This window comes from Streptomyces sp. NPDC002788 (genome assembly GCF_053592115.1).
This window is the reverse complement of sequence record NZ_JBSFVB010000017.1, coordinates 117904-137914: the sequence shown is the minus strand read 5'-3', so window position 1 is coordinate 137914 and position 20011 is coordinate 117904. Positions and strand designations below refer to the sequence as shown.

The following is a 20011-nucleotide window of genomic DNA, read 5'->3' as shown; positions in this document are numbered from 1 at the left end:
ACGGGCTGGAGGGCATGCGGACTCCCGGGTGAGAACCGTGTTCAGAGAAGGTCGGTGACGGCCGCGGCGCCGGCCGGCCGCGGCACCGTGGCGAGCGGCTCCCGCGCCGACGCCGCCGCCGAGGGCACCGGGCACCGTTCGTCCAGCGGTACGACCGGCGGCAGCTCCGTCTCCCCGAGCACCACCCGGCGCACGACCCGCTCCGCGGCCCGTCCGTCGTCGTACGTGCAGAACCGTTCGCGGAACGCCGTGCGCAGCTGGGCCGAGCGGGAGCCGCGCCAGTGGCCGGTGGCGAAGATGTCGATCAGCTCGTCCTCGCCGCGGGCGATCGCCCCCGGCGGGAAGGTGCGCAGGTCGAAGTACGTGCCGCGAGCCGCCTCGTACGCCTCCCAGTCGTCGGCGTGGATCACGATCGGCCGGTCCAGGTTGGCGTAGTCGAACATCAGCGACGAGTAGTCCGTGACCAGGGCGTCCGAGGCCAGGCAGAGCGATTCGACACTGGGGTGGCCGGAGACGTCGACGACCCGGCCGCAGGTGGTGGTCAGCGGGGCGTCGTAGGCGTGGTGGGCGCGGGCCAGGACGACGTAGCGCGGGCCCAGGCGGCGCACGATCCGCTGCAGGTCGAGGCTCCGGCGCTGGGAGCGGCGGTAGTCGCGGTGGGTCGGCGCGTACAGGATCGCCACCGAGCCCTCGGGGATGCCGAGCGAGGCGCGCAGCCGAACCACGTCCGCCGGGGTGGCGGTCCGGAACACGTCGTTGCGGGGGTAGCCGTACTCCAGCATGGTGTAGCGGCCCGGATGGACCCGCTCGTGGGTCAGGGTGGTGTGACGGTTGGCCGACAGGACGTAGTCCCACTGGTCGACGTCCTTGAGCAGCCGCCCGAAGTCCCGGCCGCGGGCCGCCGCCGGGCGCTCCTGGAGGTCGAGGCCGATGTGCCCGAGCGGGGTGCCCTGCCCGGTCTGGATCAGGACCTGGCCCCGGCGCTTGGCCAGTCGGTGGTCGAAGTCGGTGTTGCTGACCAGGTACCGGGAACGGGCGAGCGCCGTCCAGTAGGCGGCCGTGCCGGGGACGAGACGGCGCGGGCCCGGCGGGACGGTGTGGTGGTGCTCGGGACGGGCGACCCACGCCGTGCGGATGTGCGGCGCGAGATCACGGAACGCGGACTCCAGCGCACCGGGGTTGCAGCTGTGTCCGCGGCCGTCGTAGGCGGCGAAGACGGCCCGGTCGGCGTGCAGCGGGAGGCAGCGCTGTACGCGGTAGTGGGTCCGGAGCGCGGCGGACCGCAGGCCGCACAGCAGCTTCCCGGTGGTCCGGGCGGTGGCGCGGTGCAGGGCAGACACCAGCTGGAGGGTGCGGTAGGTGCGGTGCAGGCCGAAGCGGATCAGGGTGTGGTGGATCCGGCAGCGCAGGGGGACGGGGACGCCGGGGGTGCGGTAGCGGCGGTAGTGGGCGCGGGCCCGGCGCAGGAAGTCCGCGCGTGTGCCCCGGGGCAGCCGGCCCCGCCGGGAGTACACGATCGCCAGGTGGTGGACCATGCGGCGGAACAACGCCGGCCGCCAGCGGGCCAGTTCGGGACGTTCATCGAGGAACGCGAAGACCCGGTCGTACTGCTCGAAGAGGTCGAAGTGCCGTTCGCTGGTGGTGCGCAGGATGCTGCCCTGCCGCCGCTGCCGGTAGTGCACACAGACCCGGTCGAGGGTCGCGATCGACTCCGCCGTCATCAGCACCGGGTACGTCCACGGCGTGTCCTCGTACCAGCCGGGCGGGAACACGAACCCCCCGTCCTCGACGAACTCCCGCCGGTACGCCTTGTTCCAGGCGACCATCAGCAGCCGCAGCAGGCCCGGCCGGTCCTCCAGGCGGAACGGGGCCGGGCCCTGCTCGGTGAGCTGCAGGGCCGCCTGGTTGCGGACCGCCTCGCCCGTCCAGTAGGTGCGCGCGTAGTCGAAGACCAGGACATCCGGCTCGCCCGTCTCCTTCAGCCGGTCGGCGATCGAGCACAGCGCGTCCGGCGTGAGGGTGTCGTCACTGTCGAGGAACAGCAGGTAGTCGCCGCTCGCGCGGGCCACACCGGCGTTTCTCGCGCGGCCCAGGCCGACGTTCTCCGGCAGATGGACGGGACGGACGCGCGCGTCGCGGGCGGCGAACTCGTCGATGATCGCACCGCACGCGTCCGGCGAGCAGTCGTCGACGACGATCAGTTCCAGATCGGGACAGGACTGGGAGAGCACCGATTCGAGGCACTCGTGCAGGTACGCCTGAACCTGGTACGCGGGGACAATGACACTGAACCTGGGCAAGAGGCCATCCATCGGTCGGCGCGGGCGTTCGGCCCGGGAACGGCCGGTGGGGCCACTTGGTTACGGCGGCTACGGCATCCGGGGGAACGCCGAAGGGGCGGCCCGCGCCCGGCCCGCCCCTTCCAACTTCCCTTTCGAGAATGCTATTTGACCGCCCCGGCCATCACGCCGGACACGAACTGCCGCTGGAAGGCGAAGAAGACGGCCAGCGGCACCACCATCGAGATGAACGCACCGGGGGCCAGCACATCGATGTTGTTGCCGAACTGCCGTACCTGCGTCTGGAGTGCGACCGTGATCGGCTGGCTCTCGGAGTCCGAGAAGATCAGCGCGACCAGCATGTCGTTCCACACCCACAGGAACTGGAAGATGCCCAGCGAGGCGATCGCCGGAGCGCCGAGCGGCATCACGACGCGGAAGAAGAGGCGCAGTTCACCCGCCCCGTCCAGCCGTGCCGCCTCCAGCAGTTCCCTCGGGATCTCCGCGAAGAAGTTCCGCAGCAGGAACACGGCGAACGGCAGTCCGAAGCCGACGTGGAACAGCACCACGCCGATCACCGTGCCGAAGACGCCGATCTTGCCGAAGAGTTCGGCGATCGGGATCAGCGCCACCTGCACGGGCACGACCAACAGGCCGACCACGCCCAGGAACCACCAGTCACGGCCCGGGAACTCCATCCAGGCGAAGGCGTAGCCGGCCAGCGAGCCGATGATCACCACCAGCAGGGTCGCCGGGACGGTGATCCACACCGTGTTCAGCAGGCTGCTGGTGATGTCCTCGTTCTCCAGCAGTTTGGCGTAGCTGTCGAAGGTGATCTGCGACGGCTCCGTGAACACCTTCCACCAGCCGCTCGCCGCGATGTTCTCCGGCGAGCGGAGACTGGCCAGCAGCAGACCGATCGTCGGCACCAGCCAGAACAGGCCGACCACGATCAGGAACACCCGCACCAGCCCGCCGCTGACCCCCTCGACCAGCCGGGCCCCCAGCGAGTGCTTCGCCTTGACGGAGCCGGTGGGCTGCGCCGCCTTGCCGGGCAGACTGCCCGCGTCCGCGGTCATCGCCGCACCTCCCGCCTCAGCCGCCTGACGTTGAACCACATCACCGGGATCACCAGGAGCAGCAGGAACACCGAGATGGCGCTGGCGATGCCGGGCTGGTCCTCGGAGAAGCCCTTGCGGTACAGCTCCAGGGCGAGCACGTTCGCGTCGTCCTGGGCGGAGCCGGGGGCGATGATGAAGACCAGGTCGAAGATCTTCAGCACGTTGATCATCAGGGTGACGGTGACGACCGCGAGGACCGGCGCCAGCAGCGGCACCGTGACCCGTCTGAACACCTGCCACTCCGTCGCGCCGTCGACCCGGGCGGCCTCCAGCAGCTCGCGGGGCACGCCCGCGAGCCCGGCCGCGATCAGCACCATCGCGAAGCCCGCCCACATCCAGATGTACGCGCCGATGATGGCCGGGGTGACCAGGGACGGGCCGAGCCAGTCCAGGCCGTTGTAGGGCTCCTTGAAGTTGCTCGCCGGAAGCCGGAGTTGGGCCCCGTCGGCCGAGGCCGGCAGGGTGAAGGTGCCGTCGCCGGCGGCCGTCGCCGACGCCACCACCCTGCCGTCCTTCACTGCCTCGACCCTCATGCCCGGGTAGCCCACTTCGCCCGCGTCGACGTCATTGAGCTTGCCGACGCCCTTGCCGCGGGTGAAGTCCTGCCAGGTCGTTCCCGTGATCTTGTCCGGCTCGGGCCTCGGCACCACGGCCGGTTTCGCGCCGTCCGGCATCACGTCGGGCGCGACACCCACCAGTGGCAGCGAGACGGTCTCTCCGGCGCGGACGGGCGCCTTGGTGATGAAGGCACCGCCCCCGGCCGGCTCCAGCGGAGACTCCCGGCCCGGGTGGGCCTTCGGGAACGCCGACGACTGGGTGAAGGTGTCGTGCACGCCCACCCACACCGCGTTCGCGACGCCCTTGTCCGGGTCCTGGTCGTACACCAGGCGGAAGATGATGCCCGCCGCCAGCATCGAGATCGCCATCGGCATGAAGACGACCAGCTTGAACGCCGTTCCCCAGCGCACCCGTTCGGTCAGCACCGCGAAGATCAGGCCGAGCACCGTCGCGACCGTCGGCGCGAACACCACCCAGATGATGTTGTTCTTCAGCGCGGTGCGGATGCCCTCGTCGGTGAAGAGGGCCTCGTAGTTGTCGATTCCGGCGAAGCCGGCGCCGGACTGGTCGTAGAAGCTGCGGACCACCGAGTACCCGATCGGGTACACGACGAGCGCGCCGAGCAGGACGAACGCGGGCAGCAGGAACAGCGCCGCGACCAACCTGCGGGTGCCGGTCACACTCCTGCGCGACTTGGGAGCGGCAGGGGGCTTGACGCCCCCTGCCGCCGTGGCCGACGTCATGCCGTCAGCCTCCGTAGGCCGCGGCCGCTTCGGTCTCCAGCTTCTGCTGCGTACCCGCCACGTCCTTCGGGTTCTTCAGGAAGTCCTGCAGGATCTTCCACTCACCCTTGCCGGGCGTGCCGCCGAAGGCCTGCGGGGCCTGGTCGGACATGTCGAAGCGGAAGTCGTCACCGGCGTCGATGAGCGCCTTGGCGATCCTTTGCTGCACCGCGTTCGGATACGCGGAGTTCTCGACGTTCTTGTTCGGCGAGAGGTAGCCGCCCAGCTTGGCCTGGATCGTCGCCGCGTCCGGCGAGGCGAGCCAGGTGGCCAGGGCCTGCGCCCCCTTCGAGTCCTGAAGGATCACGGCCGCGTCGCCGCCCGAGACCACCGGCCCGTTGTCACCGACCGCCGGGAACGGGAACACCTTCGCGTCCGTGCCGACCTTCATGGAGGAGGGGATGTTGACCTGCGCGAAGTCGCCCGCGGCGACCATGGCGGCCTTGGGCTGGTCCCCGCCGGTGAAGACCTGCGTGACGGACGCCGGGAAGTCGGTCTGCAACGCCCCGTTCGCCCCGCCGGCGATGTAGTCGGACTTGCCCCAGACCTGCGCGAGGGTGGTCAGCGCGTCCTTCACGGACGGGTCCGTCCACTTGATCTCGTGCTTGGCCAGCTGGTCGTACTTCTCCGGCCCGGCCTGGGAGAGGTAGACGTTCTCGAACCAGTCGGTCAGCGTCCAGCCCTCGGCGCCGCCGACGGAGAACGGGGTGACGCCGGAGTCGTAGACCGTCTGGGCGGTCTTCAGCAGATCCGGCCAGGTCTCGGGCTCGCTCGCCCCGGCGTTCTCGAAGACCTGGTTGTTGTACCAGATCAGGGACTTGTTGGCGGCCTTGTAGTAGACGCCGTACTGCTTGCCGTTCACCTTGCCGATGTCCTGCCAGCCCTGCGAGTAGTTCTCGCCGAGTTCCTTGAGGCCGTCGGCGCCGAGCGGCTTGGCCCAGCCCCGGTCCACGGCCTGCTTGATGGCACCCGGCTGCGGCAGCATCGCGATGTCCGGCGGCTGCCCGCCGGCCACCTTCGAACCGATGAAGTTGATGATCGGGTCCTGGGCGGGCACGAAGGTGACCTTGGCGCCCGTGCGCTTCTCGAACTCCGCCAGGACCTTCTTGAAGTTGGCCTGTTCCGTGCCGCTCCACACGGCGGCGATCTCCAGGCTCGTGCCGTCCAGCTTCGGGAGGGTGACGGTGTTGGCCACCTCCTCGGTGGTGTCGGGGTTTTCCGTGGTGTTGTCGTCGCCTCCGCAGGCGGTGAGCGAGAGCGCGAGCGCTCCCGCGGCGACGGCGGCCGCGGCCTTCGCGGCTCTGCGGTTCTGGGGGGTCGCCTTGTCCTGCCTGGGCGACCAGCGTGTCCGGATGGTGCTGCTCGTCATGCGCATGACTGCCCCGTTCTTCGTTCCTCGTCGAACGTCGAGCGCGCTCCCGTGCGATCTGGTCTACGCCCGGGTGTGCTGGGCGGCAAGATGGCGTCCGCTGTCAAGCGGGGGATCGTGACTCCCTCGTGACCAGGGACGCGGCCCCGTGACGCCGGTGGGGCCGGTGGCCGTGCCGGTGTTACAGCAGTGACGGCACCTTCGCCGCCGCGACCTCCCGCGCCGCCCTTTGCAGCGCGCTGGCCAACAGTGCCAGGTCGGTCGGGCCGTTTCCGAGTTCCCGCACCGGACGCCGGGCCGGAGGGTCACCCATGCGGTGCCATTCGAGGGGTACGACCGTGGGGCGCAGCGTCGCCGTCCGGGGGATGCGGCCGGTGACCCGCCCGCCCTGGAACGTCGTGATCCGCCCGTCCGCCCAGTTCAGGCTTCCCCGGCCCGGCGCGGGCTCGTCCGGTCCCGGGGCCGGGGCGTCGAGAGTCACGCGCAGGGTGGCCCGGCGCGCCGGTTCGGTCTCCGCCGTCCGGGGGCACGCCCCGGTGGCGGCCACCAGATGCACGCCCAGCCGTTCACCCTCCCGGGCCACGGCCTCCAGGGCGCGCATCACCGACCCGGCCGCGGGCCGCCCCGTCGAGCCGAGGGCGGGGGAGACCAGGGCGTCGAGGTCGTCGACGACCACGACCAGCCGGGGAAGCGGGGGTGCCGCGGCCTCCGTCTGCCGCCGGGCCCCGCCGGGCCGCAGGCGCAGAGTGGAACTGGGCGGGGTGTCGAGGTCCCCCGCCCCCGCGGCGGCCTCGGTCTCCTGTGTGCCCCGGGCCGTCGCCGTGCGTTGGGCGACCATACGGCCCGACAGCTCCCGCCCGGCGTGCCACTCGGCGAAGTCGGACCGCCCCAGCAGCTCGGTCCGCCGTTTCAGCTCGGCGCTCAGGGACTGCGCGAACTCCCGCATCCGGACCGGGTCGTGCGCCGTGAGGTAGGTGGTGACGTGCGGGACGTCCGTACAGACCAGCAGGCCCTCGCCGGGCCCGCCGCCCGCGCCCGGGCCGCCCCGGCCGTCGACCAGCACGATGCCCAGCCGGTCCGGCCGCTCGGCCGCGGCCAGGGAGGCGACGACGGCCCGCAGCAACTCCGTACGGCCGCTGCCCGGCGGGCCCTCGATCAGCAGATGCGGTCCCTGCGCCGCGAGGTCCGCGCAGACCGGGCCGCGCGGTCCGGCGCCCAGCACCGCGCGCACCCGTCCGCCCAGCGCGTCCGCGTCGTCGGCCGCGTCCGCCCAGCGCGCCATCAGCGACGCCGGGGTGGCCCGGGCCAGGCCCAGCTCGTCCAGCAGCCGGGCGGCCTGGGGCAAGGGGGCGGAGACACGCGGCTGCCGGTCGCTCGTCGCGCCGTCCGTCCGCAGCGGCGCCAGCGCCCGCGCGAACCGCTCGGCCCAGGCGGGGGAGACGGCGTCGACGGTGGCGATGGTGCCGTGCCCCACGGGTCCGGCCGGTGAGCTGTCGCCCCCGCCCCGGGCCACCCGCATCAGCCGCAGCGCCGTCGCCACGTCCCCGCTGAGCAGGGCGACGGCACCGCACCGCCGGAACGTCGGCGCGGCGGAGCAGGCCGCCTCGTAGGTCTCCGTCACCGGTGAGGCGGGGGAGGCGGCGGCGGTCTCGGCCAGGCAGACGACGTGAATCCCGGCCCGGGGCCCTTCCAGCGCCAGCCGCGCGACGGACTCGCGCAGGGCGGCTCCGCCCGGGTCGCCGTCGACCACGAGGACGGTGTACGGGCCGGGGAAGTCGTCCGCGCGGTCGGGGCCGGGGGTGTCGTCCCGGGCCCAGGAGGGGCGGCGGGGGCTGCTGCCGGTCGGGACGGCGGTCGCAGTGGCGGTCAGCGGGCCTCCGGGACCCGCGGTGCCGGTCAGCGGGCTGCGGCCCTCCGGGGCGCCGGTCACCGGGCTGCCGTTCGCCCGGGCGGTGCGGGTGGAGGCGTGGCCGGCCCCTGCGGCGGCTCCCGGCCCCGCCACCTCCGCCTCCTGGTCCTCCAGGCGCCGGAGAAGCTCGTCGGTACGGGCCGCGGCCTGTTCGCGGTCATGGGCGAGGAGCAGGCGGCAGTCCTGCCCGTGCCCCGGGCGGACATGCGGCAGCCAGCCCAGCCAGGACCACTCGGCGGTGCGTTCCTCCAGAGGGCGGGAGTGGTCCGCGGCGATCAGGACGATCTCCAACGTGTCCGGGGAGTGCAGCGCGGCGAGCTGGGCCAGCACGGCACGGGCCAGCCCGGACAGCCGCCCCCGGGGCCCGGCCAGTCCCAGCGCTCCGACCTCACGCAGCCCGGCGGTCACCGGCACCGCGGGCAGCAGGCCCGACCCGTCGGGCGCCGCGCGGTCGGCCGTACCGAGGCGTACGGCGAGGGCCTCCGGGTGGCCCGGCGCGCGCTCCCACAGCCGAGGCCCCGGCCCCAGGGCCGTCAGCAGCAGCGCGGCCGGGTCCGGCCAGGTCTCCGGCGCGGCCGGCACGGCGGCCGAGCGCTCCGCCACCACCACCGCGGCCGGCTCGTCCTCGTACGTCCCGCGCGCGTCCGCTTCCTGCTCACCGCGCCCTCCGGCCAGTCGCCGGGCCCACGCTCCGAGCCCGCCCCGCCGGCGCGTCCCCGGCGGCGCGTCGGTTCCCCGGAGGGGAGTGCCCTTGCGCCCACGGCCGGGATGGTCGGCGTCGTGCGCCGCTTCGGTGTGCCCACCGGCATCGTCCGCACCCGTGTCGCCGAACGCCCCGCCCAGGTCTTCGACCCCGGAGCGTCCCGCGTGTGTGTCCCCGTCACCGAATGCCGCCCGTGACGCCCCCCGCTGCCGGGGGGTCCGGACCACGTCCTCCGAGGGACGGCTGTGCGCTGCTCCGGGCGAGGCGGGCCGTACCGCATCGGGGGAGGCGGCGGGTGCCTGCCGGGGCGGGGAGACGTGCGCGGTCCCCGTCGCCCCGGGATGTGTCCGCGGCGCCTCGGCCCTCGCGTCCGCGCCCCGGCTCTCGATTCGCGGCGCCCCGCCCTGCCCCGGCACCACGGCGGGCTCCCCGGAGCTGACCGGCGCGCCCCAGGCCGCCGAACCATAGGTGTGACAGGCGGGACCGGAAGGTCCGGCGGGCGTCGGGCGGGCTTCAGAGGCGTGCGCGGCCGGCCCGGGCACGCGCACATGCCCCTCCCCGTCCGGAGTCGTCTCCACCCGGCCCCCCGGCCCCCCGGCGGGAGCCAGCCGCAAGGCGGACTCGCCGATCCGCAGCAGCGCCCCGGGAGCGAGACGGACCGCGCGGCCGCCCACCCGCTCACCGTCCAGCGTCGTGCCGTTCGTCGAGTCCAGGTCGGCGACCGAGACGCGGCCGTCCGCGCCCACCGTCACCGCGCAGTGCAGCCGGGACACGTCCGGGTCGTCGAGGGGCACGTCGGCGTCGGCGGAGCGGCCGACGCGGATCTCGCCGCCGTGCAGGAGATGGACACCTCCGGCGTCCGGGCCGGCGACCACCTGGAGCTGGGCCGGGGCGTCGTCCAGCTCGGGGTGCGGCTCGGGTTCCCCCGGCGCCCCCACGGACAGCACGGCACCGTCGGTCAGCGGGGGCTCGCCGAGTGTGCAGCGCTGGGCGTCGAGCCGCTGCTCCCCGGCGTACAGCACCGGTGTGCCCGAGCCGTCGCCGCCGGCGACCGCTTGGACGAGCGCCGACGCAACCGCCGCGAGCGCCGTACCGGCGGGCGCCGTGACCAGGACGTCGCTGCGCGGGGCGCTCTCCCGCCCCGGAGCCGATGCGCTCAGCGGATCTACGACGGTCAGCCGGATCTGCATCGCCGTCAGCGGTCCCTTCTGCCCGGGCGCGGAGTCCCCCACCCCGCCCCAGCACGTCGGCCAGTACTGCAGGCATCCTTGCACCTGCCACTGACACCGCGCCCCTGGCTCCGGAAAAGGTGATCTTGATTGGTCGGCTCTGCCCCCAAAAGTTCCTGAGAGATGCCCCACGAGCGACCTCTTGAGACCGGTCACTTTCGTTCCCGGCAACCCCGAGACCGAGGTGAGCGTCTTTCCGTCGAACGAGTGCGAGAGCCGATACGTAAGACCCACAGAATGACGACACTCCGGTCTTCGGCGGCCCGGCACTACAGTGGGTCGGACAGGTCAGCAGGCAAGGCAAGCACCAGGGAGCGCATGACGTGCGGCCGGTAGGCAGCAAGTACCTGCTCGAGGAGCCGCTCGGACGCGGCGCCACGGGCACCGTCTGGCGAGCCCGCCAGCGCGAGACCGCGGGCGCCGAGGCGGCCGTGCCGGGACAGCCCGGCGAGACGGTCGCGATCAAGGTCCTCAAGGAGGAGCTGGCCGGCGACGCGGACGTCGTGATGCGGTTCCTGAGGGAGCGCTCCGTCCTGCTCCGGCTCACCCACCCCAACATCGTCCGGGTCCGCGACCTGGTGGTGGAGGGCGATCTGCTGGCGCTGGTCATGGACCTCGTCGAGGGCCCCGACCTGCACCGCTACCTGCGCGAGAACGGGCCGTTCAGCCCTGTCGCCGCAGCGCTGCTCACCGCCCAGATCGCCGACGCGCTCGCCGCCAGCCACGCCGACGGCGTCGTCCACCGCGACCTCAAGCCGGCCAACGTGCTGCTCCAGCAGTACGACGGGCAGATGCACCCGCTGCTGACCGACTTCGGCATCGCCCGCCTGGCCGACTCCCCGGGCCTGACCCGCACCCAGGAGTTCGTGGGCACGCCCGCGTACGTCGCGCCCGAGTCCGCCGAGGGCCGTCCGCAGACCTCCGCCGTCGACATCTACGGCGCCGGCATCCTGCTGTACGAGCTGGTCACCGGCCGTCCGCCGTTCGCCGGCGGCTCCGCGCTGGAGGTGCTGCACCAGCACCTGAGCGCCGAGCCGCGCCGCCCCTCCACCGTCCCCGACCCGCTGTGGACGGTCATCGAGCGCTGCCTGCGCAAGAACCCGGACGAGCGGCCCAGCGCCGAGAACCTCGCCCGCGGCCTGCGCGTCGTCGCCGACGGCATCGGCGTCCACGCGAACTCGGCGCAGATCGCCGCCGCCGAGGGCGTCGGCATGCTCCTCGTGCCCGACCCGGACCCCGCGCCCGTGCCGGACACGCCCGGCGCGGCCGACCCGACCCAGGTCCTCCCGCAGGGCGCCGGCTCGTACGACCCGAACGCCGCGACCAGCGCCCTGCCGCAGACCGGCGGCCCCGCCGGTGCCGCCGACCCCACCGCCGTGCTGCCCAGCCGGGGCGCGGCCGACCCGACCGCCGTCATGCCGCCGGTCCCGCCGGGCTCGCCCGGCCACCCCGGTCAGCAGGGCCGGCAAGGCGGGCCCGATGACCCGCACCCCTGGCAGAACCAGCTGCGGGCGGCCCGCGACCGCAACGAGCAGACGCAGGTCCAGTACCTCGACCCCGGCCAGGACCCGCTGCGCCGCCGCCCCCAGCGCCAGGTCGCCCGGCCGCAGCAGCAGCCCCCGCGGCACCAGGCGCCCCCGCCCGGACCCGGCTACGGCCATCCCCAGCAGCAGCCCGAGCAGTACGCCCCCCAGCCCCAGCGGCCCCAGCCGCCGCAGCGCTACGCCCCGCCCGCGCCGCCGGCCCAGCCCCAGCAGCCGCAGCCTCCTCAGCGCGAGCCCCGGCAGCCGCGGCAGCGCAGCGCCAACCCGATGCGGATCCCCGGGCTCGGCTGCCTGAAGGGCTGCCTCTTCACGATCGTCATCCTGTTCGTCGCGGGCTGGCTGATCTGGGAACTGAGCCCGCTCCAGGAGTGGATCGGCACCACCAAGGGCTACTGGGACCAGCTCACCGACTGGTTCAGCACGGTGACCGGCTGGTTGGAGAAGCTCGGCGGGAGCGGTTCGGGCACGAACTGACCCGAACCGACCTGCGAGGTTGGTGATTTGTCGACACCGGCGGGGTGATTTCCGCCTCCACGGTGAAGGTTGGCTCTCCGGACGCGTAGTTTTAGCGGCAACACGCGTCGGTAGGAGCAGCCTTGGCACGGAAGATCGGCAGCCGGTACACCGCCCACCAGATCCTGGGGCGGGGCAGCGCCGGCACGGTGTGGCTGGGTGACGGTCCCGAAGGCCCCGTCGCCATCAAGCTGCTGCGCGAGGACCTCGCGTCCGACCAGGAACTCGTCGGGCGCTTCGTCCAGGAGCGGACGGCGCTGCTCGGTCTGGAGCACCCGCACGTGGTGTCGGTGCGCGACCTGGTCGTCGACGGCAACGACCTGGCCCTCGTCATGGACCTCGTCCGCGGCACGGACCTGCGGACCCGGCTGGAGCGGGACCGGCGCCTCGCGCCCGAGGCGGCCGTCGCGATCGCGGCCGACGTCGCCGACGGACTGGCGGCCGCGCACGCCGCGGGCGTCGTGCACCGGGACGTGAAGCCGGAGAACGTCCTCCTGGACATGCAGGGCCCCCTCGGGCCCGGCGGCTCCCACCGCGCGCTGCTGACCGACTTCGGCGTGGCCAAACTCATCGACACCCCGCGCCGCACCAAGGCCACGAAGATCATCGGCACACCGGACTACCTCGCCCCGGAGATCGTCGAGGGCCTGCCCCCGCGCGCGTCCGTCGACATCTACGCACTCGCCACGGTCCTCTACGAGCTGCTCGCGGGCTTCACCCCGTTCGGCGGCGGCCACCCCGGCGCGGTCCTGCGCCGGCACGTCACGGAGACGGTCGTCCCGCTGCCCGGCATCCCCGACGAGCTGTGGCAGCTGCTGGTGCAGTGCCTGGCCAAGGCGCCGGCCTCACGGCTGCGGGCCTCGGAGCTGGGTGTCCGGCTGCGGGAGCTGCTGCCGATGCTGGCGGGCATGCCGCCGCTGGAGGTGGACGAGCCGGACCCGGAGGCCGACGAGGAGACCGAGCGCGAGGAGCAGCCCGCCGGAGCGGAACCGGCCGGGGAGCGGGTCCGGCGGCGCGGCGCGGTCCCCCTGGTGCCGGGCGCGAAGCCGGCCGATTCCAACCGGGACACCCACACCTCGATGCGCGTCCCGGCCCCCGACGAGCTGGCCGGCGGCGCCCACGGCACGGCCCGGGCCCCGCGCGCCCCCGGTGCCCCGCGCCCGGGCTCGGCCCGCAACCGGGCCGCGACCCGGCGGCGCCGGGTGGCCCTGGGGGCGGGCGCGGTCGTGCTGGCGGCGGCGGTCGGCGTCGGTGCGTGGCTGTCCGCGTCGGGCGACGACGCTAGCGCCCCTCCGCAGGACACGAAGAACTCGGCCCCGCAGTCCCCCTGACCCCCGCCCGCACCGGCCGGCCCGGGCCGCCCGGCGATGGCCGCCGGGCGGAGCCGTTACGCTGGAGGGCGTGGCAGTCGTCGACGTATCCGAAGAGCTCAAGTCCCTCTCCTCGACCATGGAGTCGATCGAGGCCGTTCTGGACCTCGACAAGATGAGGGCAGACATCGCCGTGCTCGAGGAGCAGGCGGCCGCGCCGTCCCTATGGGACAACCCCGATGAGGCGCAGAAGATCACCAGCAAGCTGTCCCACCTCCAGGCGGAGGTGAGGAAGGCCGAGGCCCTGCGCGGTCGTATCGACGACCTCGGCGTCCTCTTCGAGATGGCCGAGGAGGAGGACGACCCGGACACCCGCGCCGAGGCCGAGTCCGAGCTCGCCGCCGTCAAGAAGGCGCTGGACGAGATGGAGGTCCGCACCCTCCTCTCCGGCGAGTACGACTCCCGTGAGGCGCTGGTGAACATCCGCGCCGAGGCCGGTGGCGTCGACGCCGCCGACTTCGCCGAGAAGCTCCAGCGCATGTACCTGCGCTGGGCAGAGCAGCGCGGCTTCAAGACCGAGATCTACGAGACGTCGTACGCGGAGGAGGCCGGCATCAAGTCGACCACCTTCGCCGTCCAGGTGCCCTACGCCTACGGCACTCTGTCGGTCGAGCAGGGCACGCACCGGCTGGTGCGCATCTCGCCCTTCGACAACCAGGGCCGGCGCCAGACCTCCTTCGCGGGCGTCGAGATCCTTCCCGTGGTCGAGCAGACCGACCACATCGAGATCGACGAGTCCGAACTGCGGGTGGACGTGTACCGCTCGTCCGGCCCCGGCGGTCAGGGCGTCAACACCACCGACTCGGCCGTGCGCCTCACCCACATCCCCACCGGCATCGTCGTCTCCTGCCAGAACGAGCGGTCGCAGATCCAGAACAAGGCGACGGCCATGAACGTGCTCCAGGCGAAGCTGCTGGAGCGGCGCCGCCAGGAGGAGCAGGCCAAGATGGACGCCCTCAAGGGCGACGGCGGCAATTCCTGGGGCAACCAGATGCGTTCGTACGTGCTGCACCCGTACCAGATGGTCAAGGACCTGCGCACCGACTTCGAGGTCGGTAACCCGGAGGCCGTTTTCAACGGTGAGATCGACGGATTCCTCGAGGCCGGAATTCGCTGGCGCAAGCAGCAGGAGAAGTAAGTTTGTCGACAAGGCAACTGCCGCCCTCGGGGCGGCAGTTGCCTTTTCTGCGCCTGCATGTCTGGGTTTTGCATCACACTCACACAGTCAGACTCCCGGCATAGCCCCCGTAGTCGGACATGGTGCCCGCAAACGGCCTTGACGTGTCCTTGGAAAATGGGAAAGGTAAAGCGCGGCATGCGTATCTCTGGGGCGCATGTGAACCGGGGGGGCCTTTCACCGCAGCTTCCCCCGTCGAGCACAGCCCCGAACGCTGCCTAATGACGATGAGCTACTGGGGGTAGCAACCACATGACGAAGAAGACACGGATCCGTGTCGCGCGGATAGCGGCCGGTGCCGTGATCGCCGCCGGTGCCTCGCTGACCGCCGCGGGTGCCGCATCCGCTCTCGACCTGGGCGTGAACGTCGGCCTCGGCGACACCAATGTCGGTGTCGGCGTGAGTGTCGGCGGGGACGCCCCGACGGACCCCGCCCCGACCGATCCGGGCACCCCGCCCGACCCGGGCATTCCCACGGCGCCGAACCCGACGGACCCGGGCACGCCCACCGACCCGGCGCCCACCGACCCCGCGCCCACCGACCCGGGCACCCCCACGGACCCCGAGCCGACGGTGGTCCCGGAGCCCACCGACGAGCCGACGGAGCCCACCGAGGACCCGACGGACGCGCCGACCACCCCGGGCAACGGGAACGGGAACGGCGGCGGCAACAACACCGACCCCGACGGTGGCGCCTCCACCCAGGAGGAGGGCTCCTCGGCCCTCACCGACGTCGGCTCGGACAACACCCCGGCGCCGCAGGCCCAGGGCAGCGGCGCGGAGCTCGCCGAGACCGGTGCCGCGCAGACCACCTTCCTGGTGATCGGCGCCGCCACGATGATCGCCGGCGGTGTCGGCTTCCGTCTGCTGCCGCGCCTCGTGGGCGGCCGTGGCGGGGCTGCCGCCTGACCGTAGTCACGTCCGCACGGACCGTGGGCACAGCTCAACACCGAGGGCCCGGAGCGTCACGCTCCGGGCCCTCGGCCGTGTCTTCGGGCTGCTTCCTACGGCGTCACGCCGTCTGATGCGCCAAGAGCGCCACGGCCGCGATCAGCACCGTCAGCAGGGCGATCAGCGCCAGGGGGTTCAGATTCCCGAAAAAACTCTCCTGCTGCAGGCGCTCGCGGTTCGCGCGGCACACAGGGCAGCGGCCCTCGGTCACGGGGGCCGCGCAGTTCGCGCACACCAGCCGGTCGTACGTCATGCGCTCGCCCTCCTTGCGCCGGTTCCACGTGTCCAACGTGTGGGGGGACGGGAATGTTCCCCGCCTCCACTGTGCCAGGTTCCACCCGAGGGTGCGCGGCTCGCTCTCAAAGGGGTGGTCGTGCATCGGTGCGCGGCTGCGGGCCGGAGGGCCCCTGAGGTGCGTTCCCGCGCCCCTGGGAGCGGTGCAAAACGGCATATCCGTGGCGCAACCGCGGTCGGTGACTGCGGCCCCCTACCCGGTTCGCGTATGGTCACGCTCATCTACCCCCGGCGACCCGTGGTGCATCCGTGATCCGATTCGACAATGTCTCCAAGGTCTACCCCAAGCAGACCCGCCCCGCCCTCAGGGATGTCTCCCTGGAGGTCGAGAAGGGCGAGTTCGTGTTCCTCGTGGGGTCCTCGGGCTCCGGAAAGTCCACCTTCCTGCGGCTGATCCTCCGCGAGGAGCGGTGCAGTCACGGGCAGGTGCACGTTCTGGGCAAGGACCTCGCCCGCCTGTCCAACTGGAAGGTGCCGCAGATGCGACGCCAGCTGGGGACGGTGTTCCAGGACTTCCGCCTGCTGCCGAACAAGACGGTCGGCGAGAACGTCGCCTTCGCGCAGGAAGTCATCGGCAAGTCGCGCGGCGAGATCCGCAAGTCCGTGCCGCAGGTGCTCGACCTCGTCGGGCTCGGCGGCAAGGAGGACCGGATGCCCGGCGAGCTGTCCGGTGGTGAGCAGCAGCGCGTCGCCATCGCGCGCGCCTTCGTCAACCGGCCCAAGCTGCTCATCGCCGACGAACCCACCGGCAACCTCGACCCGCAGACCTCCGTCGGCATCATGAAGCTGCTCGACCGCATCAACCGGACCGGCACGACCGTGGTGATGGCCACGCACGACCAGAACATCGTGGACCAGATGCGCAAGCGCGTCATCGAACTGGAGAAGGGCCGCCTCGTCCGCGACCAGGCCCGCGGTGTCTACGGCTACCAGCACTGATACCGCACCCGAGATCCACGGAAAGGCATAACCAGTCGCCATGCGCGCCCAGTTCGTCCTGTCGGAGATCGGTGTCGGTCTCCGCCGCAACCTGACGATGACCTTCGCGGTCGTCGTCTCCGTCGCCCTGTCGCTCGCCCTGTTCGGCGGGTCGCTCCTGATGAGCGACCAGGTCAACACGATGAAGGGCTTCTGGTACGACAAGGTCAACGTCTCGATCTTCCTCTGCAACAAGAGCGATGCCGCGTCCGATCCCAACTGCGCCAAGGGAGCGGTGACCGACGAGCAGAAGAAGCAGATCAAGGCCGACCTCGACAAGATGGGCGTGGTCCAGACGGTCACGTACGAGTCGCAGGATCAGGCGTACAAGCACTACAAGGAGCAGTTCGGCGACTCCCCGCTGGCCGCTTCCCTCACGCCGGACCAGATGCAGGAGTCGTACCGCATCAAACTGAAGGACCCGGAGAAGTACAAGGTCATCGCCACCGCCTTCAACGGCCGGGACGGCGTGCAGTCCGTGCAGGACCAGAAGGGCATCCTGGACAACCTCTTCAAGCTGCTGGAAGGCATGAACTGGGCCGCCCGCGCGGTGATGGCGCTGATGCTGGTCGTCGCGCTGATGCTGATCGTCAACACGGTGCGCGTCTCGGCGTTCAGCCGCCGGCGTGAGACCGGCATCATGCGCCTGGTGGGCGCCTCCGGCTTCTACATCCAGGCGCCGTTCATCGCGGAGGCCGCGGTCGCCGGACTCATCGGCGGCACCCTGGCGTGCACCTTCCTGCTGGTCGCGCGGTACTTCCTCATCGACCACGGGCTGGCCCTGGCCGACCAGCTCACACTGATCAACTTCATCGGCTGGGACGCCGTGCTGAAGACCCTGCCGCTCATCCTCGCGACGAGCCTTCTGATGCCCGCGTTGGCCGCGTTCTTCGCGCTGCGCAAGTACTTGAAGGTGTGACGCATGCCAAGAGGGGCTGTACGGTCAACCGGCCGTACGGCCCTTCCCCTTGTCCTAGACTCACCGGCATGTCAGGTCGTGACCCGTTCTGTCAGCCCCGCCGCGTCCGCCGCGGGGCCGCCCTGACCTTGGTGTTCGCGAGCGTGCTCGTCGCCGGTGCGGCCACCGGGGCGTTGCCGCAGGCCGACCGGAAGTCCGTGCCGGACGAGGCCCGTTCGGCCGCGACCGCCGGGCGCCACGCGGACGTCACCAGGGCGGCCGAGGAGGCCATGGCCGACGGCAAGTCCCCGATGGAGGCCGCGAAGCGCGCCGTCAGCCGCAGCGGGGACCGCTGGGCGGCGGTCTACTCCCGGGGCGAGTACGAGGAGTTCGAGGACGCCCTCGACGGCCAGTACACCGGCGTCGGTCTGTGGGCCCGCAGCGACCGGGACGGCCGTATCGAGGTGACCAAGGTGCGCGCCGGCTCGCCCGCGGCCGGCGCCGGGATCCGCCCCGGGGACCTGCTGCGCAGCGTCGACGGCGAGAAGACCGACGGGCGGCCCGTCACGGAGGTCGTCTCCTTACTGCGCGGGGACGCCACCGGCGCCCCCGCCGGTACCACCGTCCGCCTCGGCCTGGAACGCGGCACCCGCGCATGGACCGAGACCCTGCGCCGCGCGCAGCTGTCCACGGATCCGGTCACCGTCCGCGAACTCGCGGGCGCGGTCACCCTCATCAGCGTCGACACCTTCACCCGGGACTCCGGCGACCAGGTCCGCGCAGCCGTCCGGCGGGCCCCTGGCGGCGCCGGGATCGTCCTCGACCTGCGCGGCAACTCCGGAGGCCTCGTCTCCGAGGCCGTCACCGCCGCCTCCGCCTTCCTCGACGCCGGTCTGGTCGCCACCTACGACGTCGACGGCGAGCAGCGTGTCCTGCACGCCGAGCCCGGCGGCGACACCACGAGACCCCTGGTCGTGCTCGTCGACGGCGGGACGATGAGCGCGGCCGAGCTCCTCACCGGCGCCCTGCAGGACCGCGGACGGGCGCTCGTCGTGGGCTCCCGCACCTTCGGCAAGGGTTCGGTCCAGATGCCGAGCCGGCTGCCCGACGGCTCCGTCGCGGAGCTCACCGTCGGGCACTACCGCACCCCCTCCGGCCGCGGGGTCGACGGCCGGGGCATCACGCCCGACCTGGAGAGCGACGAAGGCGCCCTGCGGCGGGCCGAGGCCGTACTGCGCGGCCTGGCCGGTCCCTCGTAATCGACTTCCCGCGAGCCCCCTCCGTAGTGCGAAAATGGTCGGCACTATGGCTAAGGAAAAAGGGCGCAAGATGATCGCGCAGAACAAGAAGGCGCGGCACGACTACCTCATCATCGACACCTACGAGGCCGGCCTGGTCCTCACCGGCACCGAGGTGAAGTCGCTGCGCCAGGGGCGGGCGTCGCTGGTCGACGGCTTCGTGCAGATGGACGGGCACGAGGCGTGGCTGCACAACGTGCACGTGCCGGAGTACAGCCAGGGCACGTGGACCAACCACAGCGCGCGGCGCAAGCGGAAGCTGCTGCTGCACCGCGAGGAGATCGACAAGCTGCAGTCGAAGTCCGGCGAGACGGGCCACACCATCGTGCCCCTCGCCCTGTACTTCAAGGACGGCCGCGCCAAGGTCGAGATCGCGCTGGCCAAGGGCAAGAAGGAGTACGACAAGCGGCAGACGCTCCGGGAGAAGCAGGACCGCCGCGAGACCGAGCGGGCGATCTCGGCGGTGCGCCGCAAGGCCCGGGGGTAGGACGGGGCGACGGCGGGGAATACGGTGGCATAGTCGGGCGTTGGTCACGTACGATGGCACCTGCACCTCACAGCGGGTGCGAGCGCCCTCGCGGGGGCGGTTTGAAAAATCAACATGGGGATGATCGGTTTCGACAGCGGCTGTCGAAGCAGGGGAAGCGTGTCGAGGAAGCGGCCATGATCTCGTAAACCACAGGCCGAAAAAAATAATCGCCAATTCCAAGCGATCCATCTCCCAGGGCGAGCTCGCCCTCGCTGCCTGATCTTCAGGTAGCGAGCAGCGGCTCCCCTACTTAAGGGAGTGTCAGCCCGGGGGTGTTCCCGACCCGGATCCTGGCATCATTTAGGGAACTAAACCTTGATCCCGGTCACGGGGTGAAGAGGGAAACCACACAGTGACTGGGCCCGTCGGAGACTTGTCGGCGTGATCTCCGGGGCCGAGAAAAGCACAGCCGACTGCACACGGAGAAGCCCTGATTCCACACCGTTGGACGCGGGTTCGATTCCCGCCATCTCCACTCATCCCATGTGGGCAGAGGCCCCGCCGCTTTC

The 20011-nt window shown here is 72.0% G+C and carries 14 protein-coding genes and 1 other RNA gene; 9 read left to right on the top strand and 6 right to left on the bottom strand.

Going from position 1 to position 20011, the window contains the following annotated elements; all coding sequences use genetic code 11:
- Nucleotides 1-41: 41 nt before the first annotated feature.
- The 5 genes from ACWD1U_RS28720 to ACWD1U_RS28700 form a co-directional block, all read right to left on the bottom strand.
- A complete protein-coding gene (locus ACWD1U_RS28720; protein ID WP_451111824.1) occupies nt 42-2300 on the bottom strand; it encodes a bifunctional glycosyltransferase/CDP-glycerol:glycerophosphate glycerophosphotransferase in 2259 nt (752 codons plus the stop codon).
- A gap of 143 nt (nt 2301-2443) precedes the next feature.
- The gene (locus ACWD1U_RS28715) at nt 2444-3358 is read right to left on the bottom strand and encodes a carbohydrate ABC transporter permease (protein WP_451111823.1); all 915 of its coding nucleotides are present in this window, start codon (nt 3356-3358) and stop codon (nt 2444-2446) included.
- On the bottom strand, nt 3355-4701 hold the full coding sequence (locus ACWD1U_RS28710) for a carbohydrate ABC transporter permease (RefSeq protein ID WP_451111822.1): 1347 nt from the start codon (nt 4699-4701) through the stop codon (nt 3355-3357). Before ACWD1U_RS28710 ends, ACWD1U_RS28715 begins: the two co-directional genes overlap by 4 nt.
- A 4-nt stretch (nt 4702-4705) precedes the next feature.
- The gene (locus ACWD1U_RS28705; protein ID WP_451111821.1) at nt 4706-6115 is read right to left on the bottom strand and encodes an ABC transporter substrate-binding protein; all 1410 of its coding nucleotides are present in this window, start codon (nt 6113-6115) and stop codon (nt 4706-4708) included.
- A 175-nt stretch (nt 6116-6290) separates the two neighbouring features.
- Entirely contained in the window at nt 6291-9911 is a 3621-nt protein-coding gene (locus ACWD1U_RS28700) for an FHA domain-containing protein (protein WP_451111819.1), read from the bottom strand.
- Between the two features lie 362 nt (nt 9912-10273).
- Here ACWD1U_RS28700 and ACWD1U_RS28695 point away from each other — a divergent pair, with 362 nt between their 5' ends.
- From ACWD1U_RS28695 to ACWD1U_RS28680, 4 genes are all read left to right on the top strand, one after another.
- On the top strand, nt 10274-11968 hold the full coding sequence (locus tag ACWD1U_RS28695; protein ID WP_451111817.1) for a protein kinase domain-containing protein: 1695 nt from the start codon (nt 10274-10276) through the stop codon (nt 11966-11968).
- 122 nt (nt 11969-12090) lie between these two features.
- Entirely contained in the window at nt 12091-13338 is a 1248-nt protein-coding gene (locus tag ACWD1U_RS28690) for a serine/threonine-protein kinase (protein WP_451111815.1), read from the top strand.
- 70 nt (nt 13339-13408) lie between these two features.
- Nucleotides 13409-14515 carry a peptide chain release factor 2 gene (gene prfB / locus ACWD1U_RS28685; RefSeq protein ID WP_451111814.1) on the top strand — a complete coding sequence of 369 codons (1107 nt, stop codon included), beginning with the start codon at nt 13409-13411 and terminating at the stop codon, nt 14513-14515.
- Between the two features lie 291 nt (nt 14516-14806).
- The gene (locus ACWD1U_RS28680; protein ID WP_451111812.1) at nt 14807-15463 is read left to right on the top strand and encodes a hypothetical protein; all 657 of its coding nucleotides are present in this window, start codon (nt 14807-14809) and stop codon (nt 15461-15463) included.
- A 103-nt stretch (nt 15464-15566) separates the two neighbouring features.
- On the opposite strand, the gene ACWD1U_RS28675 is transcribed toward ACWD1U_RS28680, so the two are convergent.
- Entirely contained in the window at nt 15567-15758 is a 192-nt protein-coding gene (locus ACWD1U_RS28675; protein ID WP_451111810.1) for a hypothetical protein, read from the bottom strand.
- A gap of 290 nt (nt 15759-16048) precedes the next feature.
- Here ACWD1U_RS28675 and ftsE point away from each other — a divergent pair, with 290 nt between their 5' ends.
- From ftsE to ssrA, 5 genes are all read left to right on the top strand, one after another.
- The gene (gene ftsE, locus ACWD1U_RS28670) at nt 16049-16738 is read left to right on the top strand and encodes a cell division ATP-binding protein FtsE (protein WP_003990615.1); all 690 of its coding nucleotides are present in this window, start codon (nt 16049-16051) and stop codon (nt 16736-16738) included.
- A 40-nt stretch (nt 16739-16778) separates the two neighbouring features.
- Nucleotides 16779-17696 (top strand): permease-like cell division protein FtsX, encoded by a 918-nt coding sequence (gene ftsX, locus ACWD1U_RS28665; protein ID WP_451111808.1) that lies wholly within the window; start codon nt 16779-16781, stop codon nt 17694-17696.
- A gap of 68 nt (nt 17697-17764) precedes the next feature.
- Nucleotides 17765-18934 (top strand): S41 family peptidase, encoded by a 1170-nt coding sequence (locus ACWD1U_RS28660; protein ID WP_451111806.1) that lies wholly within the window; start codon nt 17765-17767, stop codon nt 18932-18934.
- Nucleotides 18935-18980: 46 nt separating this feature from the next.
- Nucleotides 18981-19460, top strand: a complete 480-nt coding sequence (gene smpB / locus ACWD1U_RS28655) for an SsrA-binding protein SmpB (protein WP_451111805.1) — start codon at nt 18981-18983, stop codon at nt 19458-19460.
- A gap of 116 nt (nt 19461-19576) precedes the next feature.
- Nucleotides 19577-19980, top strand: a transfer-messenger RNA (tmRNA) gene (gene ssrA / locus ACWD1U_RS28650).
- Nucleotides 19981-20011: the final 31 nt, after the last annotated feature.

Excerpts from the sequence above, each read along its gene's own strand:
- ACWD1U_RS28705 (WP_451111821.1), bottom strand. The coding sequence starts at position 6,115 with ATGCGCATGACGAGCAGCACCATCCGGACACGCTGGTCGCCCAGGCAG.
- ACWD1U_RS28680 (WP_451111812.1), top strand. The coding sequence starts at position 14,807 with ATGACGAAGAAGACACGGATCCGTGTCGCGCGGATAGCGGCCGGTGCC.
- ACWD1U_RS28675 (WP_451111810.1), bottom strand. The coding sequence starts at position 15,758 with ATGACGTACGACCGGCTGGTGTGCGCGAACTGCGCGGCCCCCGTGACC.
- ACWD1U_RS28710 (WP_451111822.1), bottom strand. The coding sequence starts at position 4,701 with ATGACGTCGGCCACGGCGGCAGGGGGCGTCAAGCCCCCTGCCGCTCCC.
- smpB (WP_451111805.1), top strand. The coding sequence starts at position 18,981 with ATGGCTAAGGAAAAAGGGCGCAAGATGATCGCGCAGAACAAGAAGGCG.
- ACWD1U_RS28660 (WP_451111806.1), top strand. The coding sequence starts at position 17,765 with ATGTCAGGTCGTGACCCGTTCTGTCAGCCCCGCCGCGTCCGCCGCGGG.
- ACWD1U_RS28715 (WP_451111823.1), bottom strand. The coding sequence starts at position 3,358 with ATGACCGCGGACGCGGGCAGTCTGCCCGGCAAGGCGGCGCAGCCCACC.
- ACWD1U_RS28700 (WP_451111819.1), bottom strand. The coding sequence starts at position 9,911 with ATGCAGATCCGGCTGACCGTCGTAGATCCGCTGAGCGCATCGGCTCCG.
- ftsX (WP_451111808.1), top strand. The coding sequence starts at position 16,779 with ATGCGCGCCCAGTTCGTCCTGTCGGAGATCGGTGTCGGTCTCCGCCGC.